Annotated in this window: 20 protein-coding genes; 10 read left to right on the forward strand and 10 right to left on the reverse strand. The window is 38.2% G+C overall.

Features of this window, described 5'->3' with window-relative positions:
- Positions 1 to 154: 154 nt before the first annotated feature.
- The gene (gene merA, locus DVJ99_RS10860; RefSeq protein ID WP_114604215.1) at positions 155 to 1477 is read right to left on the reverse strand and encodes a hypothiocyanous acid reductase MerA; all 1323 of its coding nucleotides are present in this window, start codon (positions 1475 to 1477) and stop codon (positions 155 to 157) included.
- A gap of 22 nt (positions 1478 to 1499) precedes the next feature.
- Positions 1500 to 1919 (reverse strand): redox-sensitive transcriptional regulator HypR, encoded by a 420-nt coding sequence (gene hypR / locus DVJ99_RS10865; RefSeq protein ID WP_105993995.1) that lies wholly within the window; start codon positions 1917 to 1919, stop codon positions 1500 to 1502.
- Between the two features lie 192 nt (positions 1920 to 2111).
- Here hypR and DVJ99_RS10870 point away from each other — a divergent pair, with 192 nt between their 5' ends.
- Positions 2112 to 3005 (forward strand): hypothetical protein, encoded by an 894-nt coding sequence (locus DVJ99_RS10870; protein WP_240430840.1) that lies wholly within the window; start codon positions 2112 to 2114, stop codon positions 3003 to 3005.
- A 120-nt stretch (positions 3006 to 3125) separates the two neighbouring features.
- Here the strand turns inward: DVJ99_RS10870 and DVJ99_RS10875 are convergent, their stop codons facing one another.
- Both DVJ99_RS10875 and DVJ99_RS10880 read right to left on the reverse strand, forming a co-directional pair.
- Positions 3126 to 4523 (reverse strand): NAD-dependent succinate-semialdehyde dehydrogenase, encoded by a 1398-nt coding sequence (locus DVJ99_RS10875; protein WP_114604217.1) that lies wholly within the window; start codon positions 4521 to 4523, stop codon positions 3126 to 3128.
- A gap of 276 nt (positions 4524 to 4799) precedes the next feature.
- Entirely contained in the window at positions 4800 to 5054 is a 255-nt protein-coding gene (locus tag DVJ99_RS10880; protein ID WP_240430841.1) for a hypothetical protein, read from the reverse strand.
- Positions 5055 to 5324: 270 nt separating this feature from the next.
- Here DVJ99_RS10880 and DVJ99_RS10885 point away from each other — a divergent pair, with 270 nt between their 5' ends.
- The 8 genes from DVJ99_RS10885 to DVJ99_RS10920 all read left to right on the forward strand — a co-directional run bounded on the left by DVJ99_RS10885 (position 5325) and on the right by DVJ99_RS10920 (position 12741).
- Positions 5325 to 5630, forward strand: a complete 306-nt coding sequence (locus DVJ99_RS10885; RefSeq protein ID WP_114604218.1) for a TM2 domain-containing protein — start codon at positions 5325 to 5327, stop codon at positions 5628 to 5630.
- Positions 5631 to 5734: 104 nt separating this feature from the next.
- Entirely contained in the window at positions 5735 to 6541 is an 807-nt protein-coding gene (locus tag DVJ99_RS10890; protein ID WP_114604219.1) for a metallophosphoesterase, read from the forward strand.
- 12 nt (positions 6542 to 6553) lie between these two features.
- Positions 6554 to 6883 carry a hypothetical protein gene (locus tag DVJ99_RS10895; protein WP_114604220.1) on the forward strand — a complete coding sequence of 110 codons (330 nt, stop codon included), beginning with the start codon at positions 6554 to 6556 and terminating at the stop codon, positions 6881 to 6883.
- Positions 6884 to 7237: 354 nt separating this feature from the next.
- Positions 7238 to 8356 carry a M23 family metallopeptidase gene (locus DVJ99_RS10900; protein ID WP_114604221.1) on the forward strand — a complete coding sequence of 373 codons (1119 nt, stop codon included), beginning with the start codon at positions 7238 to 7240 and terminating at the stop codon, positions 8354 to 8356.
- Positions 8357 to 8549: 193 nt separating this feature from the next.
- Positions 8550 to 9857 carry a CitMHS family transporter gene (locus DVJ99_RS10905; RefSeq protein WP_114604222.1) on the forward strand — a complete coding sequence of 436 codons (1308 nt, stop codon included), beginning with the start codon at positions 8550 to 8552 and terminating at the stop codon, positions 9855 to 9857.
- A gap of 170 nt (positions 9858 to 10027) precedes the next feature.
- Positions 10028 to 10696, forward strand: a complete 669-nt coding sequence (locus tag DVJ99_RS10910; RefSeq protein ID WP_114604223.1) for a zinc ribbon domain-containing protein — start codon at positions 10028 to 10030, stop codon at positions 10694 to 10696.
- Between the two features lie 289 nt (positions 10697 to 10985).
- Positions 10986 to 11879: a TPM domain-containing protein gene (locus DVJ99_RS13345; protein WP_162912185.1), complete on the forward strand. Its 894-nt coding sequence runs from the start codon at positions 10986 to 10988 to the stop codon at positions 11877 to 11879.
- 91 nt (positions 11880 to 11970) lie between these two features.
- Positions 11971 to 12741: a TPM domain-containing protein gene (locus DVJ99_RS10920; RefSeq protein ID WP_240430850.1), complete on the forward strand. Its 771-nt coding sequence runs from the start codon at positions 11971 to 11973 to the stop codon at positions 12739 to 12741.
- A 119-nt stretch (positions 12742 to 12860) separates the two neighbouring features.
- Here the strand turns inward: DVJ99_RS10920 and DVJ99_RS10925 are convergent, their stop codons facing one another.
- From DVJ99_RS10925 to DVJ99_RS10945, 5 genes are all read right to left on the reverse strand, one after another.
- Positions 12861 to 13337, reverse strand: a complete 477-nt coding sequence (locus DVJ99_RS10925) for a thioesterase family protein (RefSeq protein WP_114604226.1) — start codon at positions 13335 to 13337, stop codon at positions 12861 to 12863.
- 3 nt (positions 13338 to 13340) lie between these two features.
- Positions 13341 to 14309, reverse strand: coding sequence for a 3-hydroxyacyl-CoA dehydrogenase NAD-binding domain-containing protein (locus DVJ99_RS10930; protein ID WP_105993981.1), 969 nt, complete (start codon positions 14307 to 14309; stop codon positions 13341 to 13343).
- 1 nt (position 14310) lies between these two features.
- Positions 14311 to 15198, reverse strand: a complete 888-nt coding sequence (locus DVJ99_RS10935; RefSeq protein ID WP_114604227.1) for a beta-keto acid cleavage family enzyme — start codon at positions 15196 to 15198, stop codon at positions 14311 to 14313.
- 165 nt (positions 15199 to 15363) lie between these two features.
- On the reverse strand, positions 15364 to 15894 hold the full coding sequence (locus DVJ99_RS10940; RefSeq protein WP_114604228.1) for a TetR/AcrR family transcriptional regulator: 531 nt from the start codon (positions 15892 to 15894) through the stop codon (positions 15364 to 15366).
- Positions 15895 to 15979: 85 nt separating this feature from the next.
- Positions 15980 to 16738 carry a sulfite exporter TauE/SafE family protein gene (locus DVJ99_RS10945; protein ID WP_114604312.1) on the reverse strand — a complete coding sequence of 253 codons (759 nt, stop codon included), beginning with the start codon at positions 16736 to 16738 and terminating at the stop codon, positions 15980 to 15982.
- Positions 16739 to 17030: 292 nt separating this feature from the next.
- Between DVJ99_RS10945 and DVJ99_RS10950 the strand changes: the two genes are divergently transcribed.
- A complete protein-coding gene (locus DVJ99_RS10950; RefSeq protein ID WP_114604229.1) occupies positions 17031 to 18053 on the forward strand; it encodes a DUF418 domain-containing protein in 1023 nt (340 codons plus the stop codon).
- Positions 18054 to 18102: 49 nt separating this feature from the next.
- Here DVJ99_RS10950 and DVJ99_RS10955 read toward each other — a convergent pair whose 3' ends face one another.
- Entirely contained in the window at positions 18103 to 18633 is a 531-nt protein-coding gene (locus tag DVJ99_RS10955; RefSeq protein WP_162912187.1) for a TetR/AcrR family transcriptional regulator, read from the reverse strand.
- Positions 18634 to 18737: the final 104 nt, after the last annotated feature.

The following is an 18737-nucleotide window of genomic DNA, read 5'->3' on the forward strand; positions in this document are numbered from 1 at the left end:
TTTTAAGTTTGAAATCTAAACTATAACTTTTATTCATAATTAAACACCCCAAAAGTTGAATTTTGTAGGTTCAACTTTTGGGGTGCAGTACATTGCTAAATAGAAATCCATCACGTGTTTTTGTATTCTCAAATGATTAGGTTAGATTAACTGCTTATTTGAATAGGTCGTTAAAAGATTCAGCCATAGTTGGGTGTGTATAGATATTGCTGCCAAGTACTGTGTAAGGTACTTTTTGGTCCATCGCAAGTTTAACGATATTGATAATTTCTTCTGATTCTTTACCGTACAAGCTCACACCAAGAATTTGGTCTGTGTCTTTGTTGATAACTGCTTTGAAGAGACCGCGCGGGTCGTTATTGATTTTATGACGCGGAATTGTTTTAACAGGCACTTTAGTTTCGTATACATTGTAGCCTTGTTCTTCAGCTTGTTGAGTTGTTAAGCCGACTCTTGATAATGGTGGATCAATGAATACTGAGTAAGGGACTGCTCCGCGGTTTTCTGTTGAGCGTTCTCCATTGCCGAAGATTTGGTCTTTCACGATTCTGAAGTCATCTAATGAAATATAAGTGAATTGCATACCGCCTACAACGTCGCCTGCAGCATAAACATGCGGTACGTCTGTTTGAAGGTGTGTATTTACGACAACTTCACCGCGTTCTCCGACTTTGATATCAGTGTTTTCTAAACCTAAATCTTCTGTGTTAGGTTTGCGTCCAGTCGCAAGCAAGACTGCATCCGCATCAAAATTACCTTTTGAAGTGTATACTGTTGTACCTTTTTCACCATCTTCGAAACGTTCTGTTTCAGCGTCAAATACTAATTCTACGCCAAGATTAGTTAAGTCTTCTTTCACAAGTTCTACCACTTCTGGATCTTCTTTCGGCATAATATCTGAATGATGTTCAAGTACTGTAACTTTAACACCTAAGTTCGCAAACATTGACGCAAATTCAAGTGCGATATAGCCGCCGCCGATAATGACTAAGTTTTCAGGTTGGAAAGGCAAGTCCATGATACCTGCAGAATCATAAAGATGTTTTGAATCTTTGATACCTTCGATGTTCGGAATGTTAGGTGTTGCACCTGTATTGATTAAGATATCTGTCGCAGTGATTGTTTCTGTTTCTTGGCCAGATTCATCTAAAATAGCAACTTCATTATTAGATTTGAATTGTGCACGTGCATCAATAACATCTACAGTAGGTTCATCTGCCAGCATATGATAGTTTTTATTGTTTAATGCACTGACAACTTCGCGTTTTCTGTCAAAGGCTTCTGCGAATGAACTGCCGTTTAAACTGTCATGAATTAATGTTTTAGAAGGGATACAGCCCACGTTGATACATGTACCTCCGTACATTTTTTGGTCTTTTTCAATGACTGCTACTTTTTTACCTTGTCCTGCTGAAAATTTTGCTAAAGTTTTACCTGCTTTACCAAAACCAATGACTAATAAATCATATTGTTTCATCATAATCCTCCTCAAGATTGTGTTAAACAGAAGCTAATGTTTCATGTAAAACATCTTCTACTGTTAATGTTTTGTAATAGTTCATCAACAATGCATGTTCTTGTTTGCGGTGTTTCTCCATCGTATTCGCGATTTCTCGGGAAATCTCGCAATCACTGTGTGTATTGCCGGTGAAAAGGCGGCCTTGTGAACGATCAGCTGTGAAGAGATTGAATAAGTCAGCTAAATTCGCTGAGCGAGTTGTTTCATTGGCTTGATAGCCGCCGTATTTTCCGCGTACAGTTTCTACATACCCATGTTCGATGAGTTTTCCGGTTACTCTGCGTAATTGGACTGGATTAATACAAATCAATTCAGATAAAGTCTTACTGTTAAAGCGCTCGTCTGCATGTTTCGTTAAGAAAGCAAGAAGATGCACAGCAATATTAAATTCTAAGTTCACGTGGTTCACCTTCTTAATGTAACTTTTATAATTACATTTAAACACATAAAATGCATAACAGGAAATATTCTGCTCATTTTCCTTAAAAAGATAGCTTTTCGAAAAATATTGTCCGCTTTTTTAAGCGTTTTTGATATAAAGCGGCAGATAATAGGGTAACGGACAATATGCGTCCATATGCTCATGTATATTATGGTCCAAGGAGCTGATAGAAGAGTGGACAAAGCGACGAGAGTATTAAATTTATTCATACGTTTAGTCAATGGAGAAACAGTACGTAAAACAGATTTATCTGATTTTGGTCATGTCGGCGCAAAATCGATTCAAAGAGATATTAATACGATTAATCACTTCTTTTATGAAAGTGAGTATTGGAACAACAAAAATACGAAAGTCGTATACAAACGCAGTATAGACGGCTATCGGTTGATTAATAGTTCTTACAGCCAAAGCAGTTTGGCATTAATGGGTCTGATGATTAAAATGATCAGTCTGACACCGATTTTGCATATTGATATTTATAAATTATTCTTAAGAGAAATCGACAATAACCGTATTGAAGACAGACGTATATTAATGGATGTACTGAATCGTTTTCAAATTCGCAAAGAAGCATTGCCGGGCATTAATATGATGAACATCCATAAAGCACTATTAACTAAAAAGACAATGTGGATGAAATTAAATGATCGCAACATTGAAGTGAAACCTTTATCGACGATGTACATGCATTTTGATTATTGGTTTACATACGAATACAACAAAGAAATCTATACCGAAAAAATGCGCAATATTTCGAATTTAAAAATTACAGAAAATACGATAGGCGCAACACAGCAGCAAGGAATAGTCATTTTCGAAGTAGATAATTCAATCTGGGATATGTTCAGACAGCAGTTTGCGATAAGAGAAATCATCAAACGTACGAACAATGATACCGTTATCGCTTATGTCTCTTGTACAGAACGCGACGCATTTTATGCATCATATCAACTCGCACCGTTAGCACGTATGTTAGGACCGCAAATTTATATTGACCGTTTCATCGACCGTTTAGATACTATCAAAAACAGTTATGTCTCATGAGCAGAAAAAAGACATTGCGACGTGCTTAATTTCAATTGAAAGTTGATATAGGATAACGATATAGCAAGCATAAAAAAGGAAAGCGAGCGGACTCACTTTCCTGATTTATGATGCATTGAACTATTCAGGTGTATTCAAGTTGCCGATAGACAAGTAGCGTTTTTCTAAATAAGGTTCAATACCTTCAATACCGCCTTCACGGCCATAGCCGCTTTCTTTCACACCGCCGAAAGGTGCGTGCGGTGCAGAAGGTGCACCATCGTTCCAACCGACAACACCATAATTTAATTCATCGTTTAAATAGATGCCTGTGCGATAGTCATTCGTGAAGTAATAAGCAGCTAAGCCGAATTGTGTATCATTTGCGAGTGCGACTGCTTCTTCGATTTTGCTGTATTTCATAATAGGAATAACAGGGCCGAATGTTTCTTCGCGCATCGGTTTCATATCTTGCGTCATATTTGTAATGACGACAGGTTGTAAGAAGTTGCCGCCAAGTGATTGAATTTCTTCTAATGAGCGCGATAATTCGCCGCCTTTTTGCTGTGCATCTTTAATATGGTCTAAGACTTTATCGACACCTTTTTGGTTGATTAACGGACCGATATCTACATTTTCATCCATGCCGTTGCCCACTTTTAAGGCATGGACTTTTTCTGTTAATTTCTTAACGTATTCATCATGAATGTCTTCATGAACGTATAAACGGTTGGCACAAATACAAGTTTGGCCGGCATTACGGAATTTATTTTTAATCGTTTCATCGACTGCGAAATCAAGATCTGCGTCTTTATGAACAATTAATGGTGCTAAGCCGCCTAATTCCATTGTGATATTTTTGACCATTTTTCCGCTTTCTTCAATTAATGTCTTACCGACAGGTGTAGAACCTGTGAAAGTAATCTTTCTGATTGTTTGATTGGTTGTAAAGATACGGCCTGCATCTTTGCCTGAAGCAACAATATATTGTACGGCTTCTTTAGGAATACCGGCTTCATGTGCAAGTTCAACTAAGCGAATGGTTGTTAAAGGTGTCTGCACAGCAGGCTTGCATACAATCGTGCATCCCGCCGCGAGTGCCGGTGCCATTTTACGTGTAATCATTGCGGCAGGGAAGTTCCATGGGGTAATAGCACCCACAACACCTACAGGATATTGTCTGACAACCACATCTTTATCAGGTGTATTAGCCGGAATAGTTCTGCCGTAAATCCGTTTAGCTTCGCCTGCATACCAATCTACATAACCATGGGCATAATCTACTTCGCCTAAAGCTTCTTGATATGTCTTTCCGCCTTCTAGTGTAATCAGACGTGCCAGTTCTTCTTTATGTTCCATCATTAAGTCAGCCCACTTTTGAAGTTTTGCGGAACGTTCATGTGCATCGACCTTCCGCCACTGATCAAAAGCTTTGGATGCTGCGTCAATCATACTGTTAATCTGATCTTCGCTGGTATAATCTAATGTTTCAATTACGCTGTTATCTGCAGGATTCAATACTTCTACTTGTTCTGCCATACTTATCCGCTCCTAAAATGATATTCTTCGTTAAGCTCAAAATAAAAAGTAATGATATTTAACCTACTACCACTGAAAAGGTTTTCAAAACTAGAGGTACCAATATAGAAAAAAAGTGATGATATAAAAATAAAAAGGTTGTTATTGTTTTAAGGTGCTTTGTAATTCAAAGAGACAAGCAGAAGCGAAAGGGAATAAGAAATGCTTCTTTTTTGAGGTGTGTATATAAGAATGGAAGCGGACCAACCGAAGTCGATCCACTGCTTCCACATCATGTTATGAATGTAAGACATGATGAACAGTGGCAATGAACACATCTTTAGAATAAAAATGTCGTTTATCGCCTCTCGGAGAGAAAGGTACTATTGAGCCCTCCTCTATCCACTTTTCTAAAAGGGTTAAAGGAAAGCCAGCCTCCACCAATTCGTCTTCATCAGTAATCAGCTGATCCCAAGCAAAATTAATATCTCTAAGATCTACCGTACTTTCTGAAGTCAAAGATTGTTCCAACATATCACCCTTTCTTCTCATAGTGTTTATGGATAGAGGGCGTCAGCTGGAAGAGACCTGCAGTGCACTAACTCTCCATAATACGATACCCGTATAATATTAAAATAATTAGAATTATAAATATTTAAATATCAAAAGTTGTTCGAGTATAACTAAATGATAAGGTTGTTATTTTTTTCGTTAGAATTTTATTACAAACTGTTTATATGGACGTATGTGGTCCACCTCGTAGTCTATAGTAGTCTTAACTAATTGAATTAGTGACTTTGATGAGAGGATGGGTTGATATTAATGGATTTGCAAGAGAAAAGCTATATTGAATCGCAAGTTGAAGCTAAATCTAAAAAAGGTGTAATTGCTTATGTACTGCTAGTGATTTTTGGCGGTATAGGTGCACATCGTTTTTATTTTGGAAAGGTAGGTTCAGGTGTCGGTATGCTTATTTTAACTTTGACGACAGTTTGGTTTACAGCAGGTATTCCTACGTTGATTTGGATGATTGTGGATGCGTTCTTAATTCCAGGTTGGATAGAAAAAGATAGAAATAAAGTGCGACAAGATGTAGAACATGAAGTTAGAGTAATGAGAGGCGCATAATTTTAAAGCTGAGTTTAATGGGTTCCCATTACTCAGTTTTTTTATTTATTCGGACAAAATATGAGATAATATACTTCAATCTTATTTGGGAGCAGGTGACAGACATGAGAATCGGAACCATATCAGATTTACATATAGATCGGCCATCAGATTATACTGAAGATGAATATGCAAAACATTTAGCATTGCTGGTGCAGCAAGCAAACTTGGATATGTTGATAATTGCGGGTGATATCTCTAATCACTATCAAAAGTCATATGCGTTTGTAAAACAGATGAAGGCTTTGACAGGGGTAGATATTCGCTTTATTCCGGGTAATCATGATTATTGGTCGCCTGAAGGGCAGTCTACTAAGGATATTCATGCATTCTTCTTAAACCAGCCTGAACAGTTGATGGGACGTCCTTATATCATTAATGATGAATGGGCAATTGTAGGCAACAGCGGCTGGTATGATTATAGTTATGCGAATCCTAAATATTCATTAGAACATTTAGAGCGCCGCCGTTTTAAAGGCGCCACTTGGCAAGATAAAGTTCATGTGGATTGGGGAATGTCTGATATTGAAGTATCGCGCAAAGCAGCAGAATTAGCTGAAAAAGATCTGCGCCAAGTAGGTCGCCGCAATATCATTTTAGTCACACATGTAGTGACAGACCCGAGTTTCAAAGTCCCTATGCCGCATCGGATTTTTGATTATTTCAATGCTTATATCGGCACTTCTGACTTTGAACCCTTCTATCAACGTTATCCGATTCACTATAGTTTGATGGGGCATGTTCATTTTCGAGGTGAAATATCGAAAAACGGGGTACAATACAAATGTGTATCTTTAGGTTATTTTAGAGAATGGCGTTCAAAAGATATAGATAAAGAAATGCGTCATGCTTTGAAAATTATAGAAATATAGAGGAGCAGAATCATGGAGGATTTCTTAAGCTTTGCTTGGAATATATTAATTATTGCTTTCTTTGTGCCATATTTTCTCATTGCGGTCGGCGGAATGGGTGTTTGTATCGTTAAGTTAACAAAAATGTATCAAGCACGCTTCAGCCGTATCTTTGAAAAGTATGACAATCAAGGAAGTTTGTACTATTCAATTTTAGTCATTTCGATTGGTTTAGCATTCATCTCATTTATTTTACCGTTTTATTTAGCGGCACAATTTTTAGGTAATGCCTTGTTGTTTATATTTTTCCTAGTCGGTCTCTACTTTATCTTTAAAAGGTACAAGAAGCGAAAGCAGTCTTAGCTTTTTGTGCCTTTTTGTTGTACATTTTACTGAAACGAAGTTGTAAGTTTAATCTATTTCAGTGTGGGAAAATCACAACCATGTCTTTCAATCATACATAGAAACACGTCATTTTTTGTGTTAAACATTTCAATTTGATGATAAAACTTTAACACACTTGCCTCAAAAAGGTGTCGTTTATCCTATCTTCACAATGCTTACAACTTAGTAATAGTCCGGTAATTATATTACATGCAAAATACATTTGTTTACAAAATAGTTGTACGTCTTTATTTAGTGAACGACCCGTGTTACCTTTACTCTTGTAATTTTGATTTATCGAAAAAATTCTAAGGACGGGAGTTAGTTTACATTATGAATAAATTAGTCACAGCTACTATTGTAGGTTTGGGAGTTTCATCAGTAGGATTCATCAGCCATCACGCAGATGCGGCTGAAAATAATCAAGCAGCACAAGCGCAATCACAAGCACAAACGCAAACACAGCAAACAGCAGATCAAACTAAAGGTTATTCATATGGCTCATACTTCACGAAAGATGCACAAGGCAATTACCACCACACATTGGATGGCAATTGGGACCAATCAATGTTCGACAATAAAGAATATCAATTTACATTAACTGATTCAGAGGGTGCAACACACTATTTCTATTTCCCTCAAAGTTTATTAAACCCTAACTATCAGCAAGACGATAATAACTATTCAGCAAATGTATCAAGCGAAGATGTACAAAAGAATGGTTATGACGTAAACCAAGCACCTTCATCAGAAGATATCGCAAATAATCCAAACAAAGCATCTGAAAACCAAAATGCTTCAAATACACAATATGAAAAAACATATAACCAAAATCAAGGACAAACAAACGCACCTGAACAAAATGCGACAGCAAACAACGGACAAAATGTTCAAGCAGCACAAGCACCAGCATCTCAAAGCAATTCTGGTCAAGCGAATGTCGCACAAACTTCAGCACCGCAAGCAAATACTGGCGGTTCAACACAAGGTTCTGATCAAGCGCAGCAAACATCAGGTGACAGTGCTCCAAGCACATCAGCTGACGGGGCAACTGCAGATGACGCAAGCTGGTTAACAAAACACCCTAAAATCCAACCGTATGGTCAATACCACGGCGGCGGTGCACACTATGGTGTAGACTATGGTATGCCTGAAAACACACCAGTTTACTCATTAACAGACGGTACAGTAACACAAGCTGGCTGGAGTAACTACGGCGGCGGCAACCAAGTTACAATCCAAGAGAAAAACAGCGACAATTACCAATGGTATATGCACATGAATAAATTAAATGTTCAAGAAGGTCAAGATGTGAGTGCCGGTGATCAAATCGGTTTATCTGGCAGCACTGGTAATTCAACTGCACCACACTTACACTTCCAACGCATGCAAGGTGGCGTAGGTAATCAATACAGTGTAAACCCAGACAGCTACATCAACAGCCAAGCATAAGACAAGCTTTAATTATCATTATTTAATACGTTATCTCTGGTAAAGGTTCCGGAGATAACGTATTTTTTTATATTTTTAAGCGCAAAACCTGCTTTTATTAATTTGAATATTCCGAAAACTTAATAGGTGTGATACAATATATCTGATTGTAAGCGATTGCCGACAATTAAATCATAATTAAAGGGGACACATCATGAATTTAGCACTATTAGGATTTGTTATGATTATTGTTTTTATGGCATTGATCATGAGCAGGAAAATGTCAGCGCTGGTCGCATTAATTATTGTGCCAGTTGTATTTGGATTAGTTGGGGGATTTTATGACACTTTAGGAAAAGACATTATTAAAGGATTAACGACTGTTGCGCCGACAGGGATTATGCTGGTATTTGCGATTTTATACTTCGGCGTAATGATTGATGCGGGATTATTCAATCCGGTCATCAGCGTTATTATGAAAGGGGTTAAAGGCGACCCTGTTAAAATAACGATCGGTACAGTAGCGTTAGCATCCATTGTTGCTTTAGACGGAGACGGCACAACAACGTTTATTATTACCGTAACAGCTATGCTGCCGCTGTATAAGAAAATGGGTATGAATCCATACATATTATCAACTTTAGCATTATTATCAATCGGTGTGATGAATATGACACCTTGGGGCGGACCGACTGCACGTGCGATTTCAGCGCTGCAATTAACTACAGAAGAGGTCTTTACACCTTTGATTCCTGTCATGATTGCAGGGATTATCTTCGCATTTTGTGCTGCTTATGTCTTAGGAAAGAGAGAACGCAAACGTGTAGGGATTAAAAATCATTTGTCTCTGACACTAGAAGAAATGCATGTTTCCAATGAAAAGGATGAAGATGAAATTGCATTGCTGCGACCAAAACTCACAATCGTGAATACGTTTCTGACATTCGCATTGTTAGTCGCGTTAATCACCGATTTCTTGCCGATTCCTGTACTTTTTATGCTTGGCTTTGCAATTGCATTAATTATCAACTATCCAAAACTGCAAGTACAAGCTGATTTAGTGAAACGCCATGCAGGCAACATTTTAGCTGTAGTCAGTTTAGTGTTTGCGTCTGGTGTATTCACAGGTGTAATGAGCGGAACGAAAATGGTAGACCATATGGCAAGTGCACTTGTGCATATTGTTCCGGATGCAATGGGAAATCACTTTGCATTGCTGACTGCACTTTTGAGCATGCCTTTCACATACTTTATGGCAAATGATCCGTTCTACTATGGTATCTTGCCGATTCTTGCGGAATCTGCACAACAATTCGGAGTAACTAAAGCCATGATGGCTAGAGCCTCTATCTTAGGTCAGCCGGTACATGTATTAAGTCCGTTATATGCGGCAGGTTATTTGCTTGTCGGTATGATTGGTATTGATTATGGTACAAACCAGAAAATGGTATTGAAATGGGCTGTCGGTTCTTCTTTATGCATGATTATTGTTGCGTGTATCATTGGTGTGCTGGCGTTTTAACCAACTCAAGAAATCAAAATGTTTTACGTGAAACTTCAAACACTTCAGGAAACTGAGGTGTTTTTTTATTTGTCATTTGAAAATTTACAGTTTCTTAAAACTGTTATTGTAGAAAACTTTCTGAAAGTTGAATATAATTGAGTTGCAAAAGTTTTGTCGGGGGATAGAATATGAAGAAAATCTGTACAACATGTAAAAATAAATTGAACTCAAATGAAAAATATTGTACAAACTGCGGAACAGCGGCATCGCACAATCAATTTTCTCGTTCGGACATCTTGCATTATAAACAAGATAACAGCAACTTGAAGACATTCGTATGGTGCAGTGTACTCGTTGTGGTATTCTTAGCTCTGATTGCAGGCTTAATCTATTGGTTTTTCGTATTTTGTTCAAACCAGATCGGACAAGCACAGCCGAAAGCATCTGCTTTGCCGAAAACACATAAGGTTAATGTAGATGTGAACTCAGCGCAATTCAGCCAAGGTTATATGCATACACCTAATACAGAGGGGTATGAAGGATTTGAACTAGGCGAAACTAAAAATGGAATAGAGAAAGAATACGGTATCTCTGAAGGTACGAAGACAATTGATGGGAATAAAGCAGAATTATACGGTGATATTGGTGTCAGCTACAATAAGGACAATAAAGTCAATCATGTGTATGTGGTTCCAGATAAAATGACTAAAGACGCATTTACGGATTTCCACAACGCTCCAGATGAAATTTCGAACGGCATTTGGTATTACGATTTAGATAAGTCCAACGGTTTTACTATCAAAGCCTATACATCTAAGCACCACATAGAAGCCATCGAAAACATCACGCAAAGATAACAATAGAGGGAATAAATCAATCATATCAGCGCCTTGAACACAGAACAGTTCGAGGTGCTTTTATTATGACAGGTCAGACTTCCGTTTGTCTGAAGGAAGTGCGTAGGGTGTCTTAAACAAACTATTTCTATGCTATTTACTCAATGAATTAATACTTTCTATTTCGTACAAATGATTAATTAATTGTAAATTTAAAATAAACCATACTATTTAGATAAGTGTTTTGGTAAACTAATTTATTGTATAGATGAATTGCATTAGGAAATTTGTAGTAAAGTGTGGGAAGTGTATGAAAAAGAAAATATACATAGTCATAGGGTTTGTGCTGATGAGTATTTTAACTTTTGCATCACCACTCTACGCGATCACACAACCCTTGCCAAAATTGAATCGAGACCACTTATTTATTCAAGATCATGCCCATCTGTTAAGTGATGATGAAATTAAAGAAATGAATGACTTGGGTAAAAAGCTTGAACGAGAAACAGGTATTGAAATGTTGATGGTTACTATGGATCAAGTAGAAGAACCTAGACGTGAGTATGCACTGCGTTTATTACGCGGATATGGTGTAGGGAAGAAAGACATTAATAACGGGATAGTGATATTTTTAACTTTAGATGAGAAAAATGGTGCATTAGACCGAGGGGTAGAAATTCAAATCGGCTATGGTTTGGAAGGTTATTTCACGGATGCCAGGGTGGGGGCTATTATAGATGATTATGGTCTTCAAGATTTTAAGAAAGGCAACTATAACACAGGTCTTAAGAATATTTATCGTGCCATGTATGACAGAAGCCAAACCGGCTATAAACATACTGAAAAAAACGCACCGCTCTCTGATAGTATCGCGGCTAAATGGCATTTTTTAACACAGCGCAGTTCCAGTTTTTATTGGGGACGTATTAAAGAGTTGCTGCTGTTTTTCCTTTTGGGTATTCTTTATCCATTATTTGCTTTATTTGTAGGTATTTTAACTATAAAAGATGATGATGATGATCACAAAGGCGGCAAAAGCGGAGGCGGACGCCCATCTGATACGAACTATTATGGAGGCTTTGGAAGTATTGGTGATACAGGGACTTCAGCTGGTTATTCATCCGGTTCATCTGGCGGATTCTCTGGAGGCGGCGGATTTGGCGGCGGTTCCGGCGGCGGAGGAGGTGCTGGCCGTGGTTTCTAAAAATATATTGAGAGTGCTCATGATCACGTTTGTTTTAGGGTTGGGAACAACGTATATCGCTAGCAGTGAAACAGAGTATAAACCATTACCGATGCTTAATGAAGACCATATTTATGTACAAGATAATGCACATATTTTGACTAGAGATCAAATTAATCATCTTCAAAAGCATTCAAGTGAAAATAGGTATAACTATGATTTGATGGTTGTGACAGAGAAAGATTTAGAAGGCAGCAAACCTGAAAAATATGCTAAGCGTATTTATGAAGCTTATCAATTAGGCCTCTACCATTCTGGTGATTCTACCGAACACATTAATGCTGCGGTTATTCTATTTAACGAAGCATCACCTGATTCGGTCACAATTTATGCTGACCAGCAGCTTAAACATTATTTTACAAAGCGTAAAACTAAAGCACTGGTTAAGCAGGCCGCTGAAGAAGCTTTCGAAAATAAACAATATGGTCAAGGTCTGGTAAGGCTCTACGATAAAGTAGAAGAAGAAATCCCTGTGGGCATTGATAAAGCTGAAGAAAAAGGTCATACACTTCCAAAGTTTGAATATCGAAATGAGCCGACAGCTTCAGAAAAGTTATCTGCTGCGTTTTGGGGCTTTATCAGAAATGGTACATGGTTCGGTGCTATTATGGGAACGCTTATCCTTTTAACTTCTTTTTTATCAAGCGGAAAAGGAAAAGCAAAAGAAGAAAAACAAGATACACATTCAAGACTTAAGAGAATGCGAAAACTATCTAAGAAGCGTGCTAAGCTTAGAGAAAAACGTAATGAAGAACGAAAAGAATCAGGTAAATTGCATGGCAGTGATAAAAAATACTCTAACTCCATGCGTAATTATAAATAATAATAACAAGCAAAAAGGTTCCACACAGCTTTTCATTAAGCCAGTGGAACCTTTTAATCTATATATTATCACCAAAGGGTGTTAAGCAAATTGTGATATTAATCTATTCGATCGTTTTATTATTTACGTCTGATACCAATTTGACGACCGAGTTCTTTAGGTTGTTCTAATCCTTCTTTATCTACAAGTTCAGCTTCTTTTTCAATATTTTGTGCGATGTCTTCAGGGAATGGGGCAGGACGTCCTGAGTTGGTATCAATGCCCATCAACATTACTTCATATGTGGCACAGATATCTTCTGCTTGGTCATATAAAGTCATGAAGGCATGAAGACGTTTCGCATCATGGTCAATGAGTTGTACGGCTACTGTTAAATCTTCGCCTTTATTGACTTCTTTTTGGTACGTTTCATGATTTTCTAAAGTGAATACAGTGTATTGGCGTCGTTCGATTTCTGATTCGCTTAAACCAACGTGTCCCAGGTATGCATCTGTCGCATTACTGAAGACGCGGTTGTATTCCGCATCATTCATGTGATTGTTATGATCTAGCCACTCGTCTTTGACTGTTGTTTGATAAGTGAATAAACGCGTCATGATTTAGACCTCCGTAGATTGAGGTTGGCGTTTTTTCATACCTGGTGTTTCAGTAGGCCAATATTCTTCTGCAAGTTTTTTCACTCTTACTAAGAATTCGTTACGTTTTTGGTCAAGTTCTGACATTGTGTAGCCTTGTGAACTTGTTTCGCAGCCTTCTACAACTGCATTGTATAAATCAGTAGTAAGTTCTGGTGCTACTAATTTTGTCCATGGTTTTTTCAATGCTGGACCGAATTGTTTTAACATATGACGCATACCGCCGTTGCCGCCTGCTAAATGGAATGTCATGAATGGGCCATATTGTGCATAGCGTAAACCAGCTGCGTGTGTGAAGGCTTTATCAACTTCTTCAGTTGTCGCAATACCTTCGTTAACAATGTGTAATGATTCGCGCCATAATGCTTCCATCAGACGGTCAGCAATATGTCCTTCGATTTCATTACGGACATGAAGAACATCCATACCGATGTCTTCGTACATTTCTTCTGCTTTGACTACAATGTCTTCAGAAGTCTCTTTGCCTGGTACAATTTCAACTAAAGGCAAGATATATACAGGGTGGAATGGGTGAGCTACAACAAGGCGTTCTGGATGTTTTAAGCCTTCTTGCAGTTCAGTCGGCATAATCCCTGAAGTACTTGAACCGATAATTGCGTCAGGGCGTGCGTACGTATCGATTTCTTTCAGTACGCTTGCTTTGATTTCTTCTACTTCCGGCACGTTTTCTTGAATTAAGTCTGCATCTTTCACAGCTTCATCCAAATGCGGTGTGAAAGTAAGATTATCAATAGACGCATTTTCTGCTAGGCCCATTTCTTCTGCGTAAGGCCAATTTTGTTTGATTTGTGCCATCATTGCTTCTTGTGCGCCTTCGCCTGGATCAGTTGCGATCACTTCGTGACCGTGTGCTAACATACGTGTAATCCAGCCGCTGCCGATGACACCTGTTCCAACTACTGCAAATTTCATTTTACTGGTCTCCTTTAGGTTGTTTTAAGTTATATTTTTCACGTGCTTCTTGCGGTGTCATAGGTTCCATATCGATACCTTTTAAGATTTCAACCGCTTTTTCTACTAATTCTTCGTTTGTCGCTTTAACACCTTTTGATAAGTAGATGTTATCTTCTAAGCCGACACGTACGTTGCCGCCGCGTTTAGCTGCTTCTTCAACTGTAGGCAGCTGCATTTTACCGATACCGAATGCTGACCAATGCGCATTTTCTGGTAAACGTGTTTTGAAGTATTCGATTGTTTCTGCATCATTATCTGCACCCCATGGAATACCTAGGCAGAATTGATACATAGGTTCGCCTTCGATTAAACCTTCTGAAACTAATTGGTTCGCAAAACGGATATGTCCGCTATCGAAACATTCTAATTCAGGTTTAACACCTGCATCTTTGATTAATTGAGCTTGACGGCGCAACCAATCTGTCGGGCTGATATAAACCATATCTCCGAAGTTGACACTGCCGCAGTCTAGTGTACAAATTTCTGGAAGTAGTTCGCCTACCGGCTCATGACGTTCATCTGGTGTTTGGATATCTGAACCTTCACCTGCTTGGTAAGGATTTTGCATATTCGGGATGAAGTCGCCGCCTCCGCCTGCAGTGATATTAATAACAATGTCTTCATCTGCTTCGCGGATTAAACGAACAGCTTCTCTATATAATTCAACGTCGTGACTTACGCCGCCTGTTTCTGGATCTCTTGCGTGAATATGTGCAACTGTTGCACCTGCACGTGCACATTTAATTGCAGAATCCGCAATTTCTTGAGGCGTTACGGGTACGTTTTTGTTTTTTTCTGTAGTATCGCCAGCACCTGTAATTGCTGCTGTAATCATAACTTTTTTCATTGACACGATTCCCTCCGAGTTTTTTATTTTTTCGAGTGGTCATTTCTTCAACGTTGATTAGTGTACCAACTAGACGGTTTTATTTCAACCCTATTGCTTAAGAAAAATAAAAAAAGAAGGACTCTTTCTTTGAGAGCCCTTCATGACAAGGATTAAACCGATTTTTTATTTTGAACTTAATGCTTTCAGACGATCTAAAACAGCTTCGCGCATCTCGTCATCGATAGATGTTAAACCGAAAATATCAGAAAGCCATAGACCATCGACAGCTAAACGATAAATTGTTGCGTCTACTGGATCTAAACCATCTGATTGTATATGGTCTTGCCATTCTTGATAGGTTGCTTGCAGCGGCGCAAGCAAATTACGATCGTTGCCTTGTGCTGCTAAGATAGCTGAAGTCACCGCTTTGTTTTCTTTACGATGTTTGCGTGTCGCTTCGATAAATGCTTGAAGCCATTTGCCTTGCTGGTTTCCATCAACATAACTTCTGACATTCTCTCGATAGAGTTCATTCGCATGATCGACCAAACCTTGAATCAAAGCTTGTTTGTTATTGAAATGATATAATAATCCGCCTTTGCTGACTTCGGCACGCTGTGCCACTGCATCTAATGTTAAGGCACTCACACCTTGTTCATTAACTATATCGGCTGCTGCACGTAATAACATATCTCGTTTTTGATGCTTCGCCATAATTTCACCGCTTTCTATTTTGATGGGTCATTTACATGTCGTTATTATTTATTTTAGCTTACTTCGTCAGAGAGACAAGTTAAACCTAAAAGAGTAATTGGATAACTGCGAGGATAATGAGCAGACTGATAATCCATTTCTGTACAAAATTCGGCAATTTGCGGCCGACCATTAAACCGATCGGTGCGAAACAGACACTGCTGATAATTAAGAACATCGCATTGCCTAAAGGTACATATCCTTGAACCAGTTTGACTAAAAAAGCACCGATAGAAGAAATGAAGGCGATGACTATACTGTTTGCGACTACCGTATTCATAGGCAATTTAAATAAAGCCAGTAAGACAGGAATGATAATGAATGCACCGCCGGCACCGATAATACCTGATACAACACCGATACATAATCCGACGATCATCAGTAAATAAGGATTGAAATGAATATTGGCTTCTGCACGAGGCTGGACTTTAATAACCATTAAGACTAAAGCGAGCAAAGCAATACAGATATACACACCATTGATGACAGGCGTAGTCAAAAGGTTGGTGAAGATTGCGCCGATTACACTGCCTGTGACCATACCGCCGCCCATATAAAAGACAAGAGAAGGATGAAACTCAGGTTTGCGTATCGCACTTAATGAACCGCTCAATGTACTGAATAGTACTTGGCTTGAAGTTAAACCAGATGCGATATATGCACTATATTCCGGTGTACCGAACAACGGCGGAAGTAATAATATAGCAGGATAGATAATGATCGCACCGCCGATACCTGCAAGTCCTGATATAAATCCGCCGAACACACCAATCAATAGCATTAACACTACATGAATTAAAGTCATCGCTGCCAACCTCTGCACACCATTTTCATCATACGCCTCCAACAATCTCTTCATTCTTACATAAATTCAAGTCATTATGCAGTAACAATTTAATTATAGAGTAAAAGGTCAAATCCGAACAAACGTGTCGACATTACACACACTGACCTTGAACCAAAAGAGAACTTACAAATTTGTCACTTCATGTCATATCAAATCACTACTTTTAAAAAAGATACTGGTAGTATAAGGCACAGGGTTGAAACACCAGCCCTTTAATTTTAAAGAGAAAAGTGTGAGGAGCAGAAAGATTTTGAAACAAATAACAAAAAGAATTGATGAGTTAGACTACTTACGAGGCTTTGCGCTGTTAGGTATTATTTTAGTGAATGTATACGCAATTATGCATGTCATCCCAGATTTTACACAAGCAGATATTGCCTATCAAAAGTTTCTGGATATTTTTATTGAGAATAAGTTTTTTGCGATATTTACGTTCCTATTTGGTATAGGTTTTTATATTTTCATGAATCGCGCAGCACAAAAGAATAAACATCCATATATAGTCTATATACGACGTATAGTATTACTGGGAATTTTCGGTTATTTTCATATGCAATTGCAGCCAGGAGAAGCATTACTGATCTATGCGGTATTCGGCGTTATATTAATCCCATTCTATCGTTTCAATCGCTATTTCAATTTAGTATCAGGATTGCTGCTGCTTTTGGCCTGTGTTGTAATCGGAGAGAAATTAATAATGGCGCTCGCGTATTTCATCTTAGGTTTAGCAACGGCACAATTTCAACTCATTCATAAGTTTCAAACCTTGCGCAAACAATGGGCGCTGTTGACTGCACTCTTTTTCGCATTCGCGATAGGGGCGCTGATCACATTGGAATATTATTACGTCCTGCCTAGCTTTGATTTATATAAAGCAGCCGGCGGTACACACTTGCAACAGTATCCAGAATTATGGAATGCATTCCACCATGCGATTGTCGCGACTTCTCCTTTATTGACGGGATTCTACGTACTATTCCTCCTGACTGTACTGAACACCCGAAAAGGCAGAAAACTCTTAAGCCCCCTTAAGTATTATGGACGGATGGCATTAACGAATTATATTGGACAGACTTTATTCCTTTATGCAGCAGGGCATTTGTTCTTCAGCCAAGGTATTCACTTAATACACACATTGATTTTATGCCTCATGATTTATTGCATCCAAATTGTCTTAAGTGTGGTTTGGCTGAAGTACTTCACACTTGGACCTTTAGAATATATTTGGAAACTTGGTACTTACCTTAAGCCAATACGATTAATAAAGAAATAAGCTGATTGAAAACACCTTGAATTGTAGCGGTTCAAGGTGTTTTTTTCGATTACTGGCTGACTTTAAAATACGGTCGGACAATTTGAACAATTTCATCAGTTTTATTGAGATAATCCACATCTTTTTTCATGGCTATTTCAATCATGATGCCTAATACTGCATTTGATAAGAAAGTTAGAATCGTCGAGGTAGAGATACATTGTTGTTGAAGATAGGCGTGATTAAGGTAGCTTTGCATCATTTGAATGAGCGAAGTTTCAATGCGCTTTAAAAATAAACGAGAGATGGAGCTTTTATATAACAAGACAAATTTTTCATGATGCTCATAAATAAACTGAAATCCAATTTCTATATTTGCTTTGAAGCTATGTTTTCCATAATCCGAAGTTGCTGCTTGAAAGTCAGTGATATAGTCTTCAATCAACTGTTCAATCACTTCGAATTTGTTGCTGAAGTGGTCATAGAATGTACGTCTTCCTATTTGGCATGAATTACAAATGTCTGTAACTGATAGCTGTTCGATAGATTGATGTTTTAGCAGCTCTAATAATGTTTCTTTAATAGTTTTCTTAGTTTTCATTGAACGCGCGTCCATAATTCACCTCTTGCCGCACAGATTTCACACATGTGTGCGATAAAAACAAGCGTTATCATTTTATTAATATCATCTTACGTGTTTTCTTT

The sequence above is a fragment of the Staphylococcus sp. EZ-P03 genome (assembly GCF_003344575.1).
In the GTDB taxonomy this organism is placed as follows: domain Bacteria; phylum Bacillota; class Bacilli; order Staphylococcales; family Staphylococcaceae; genus Staphylococcus; species Staphylococcus simulans_B.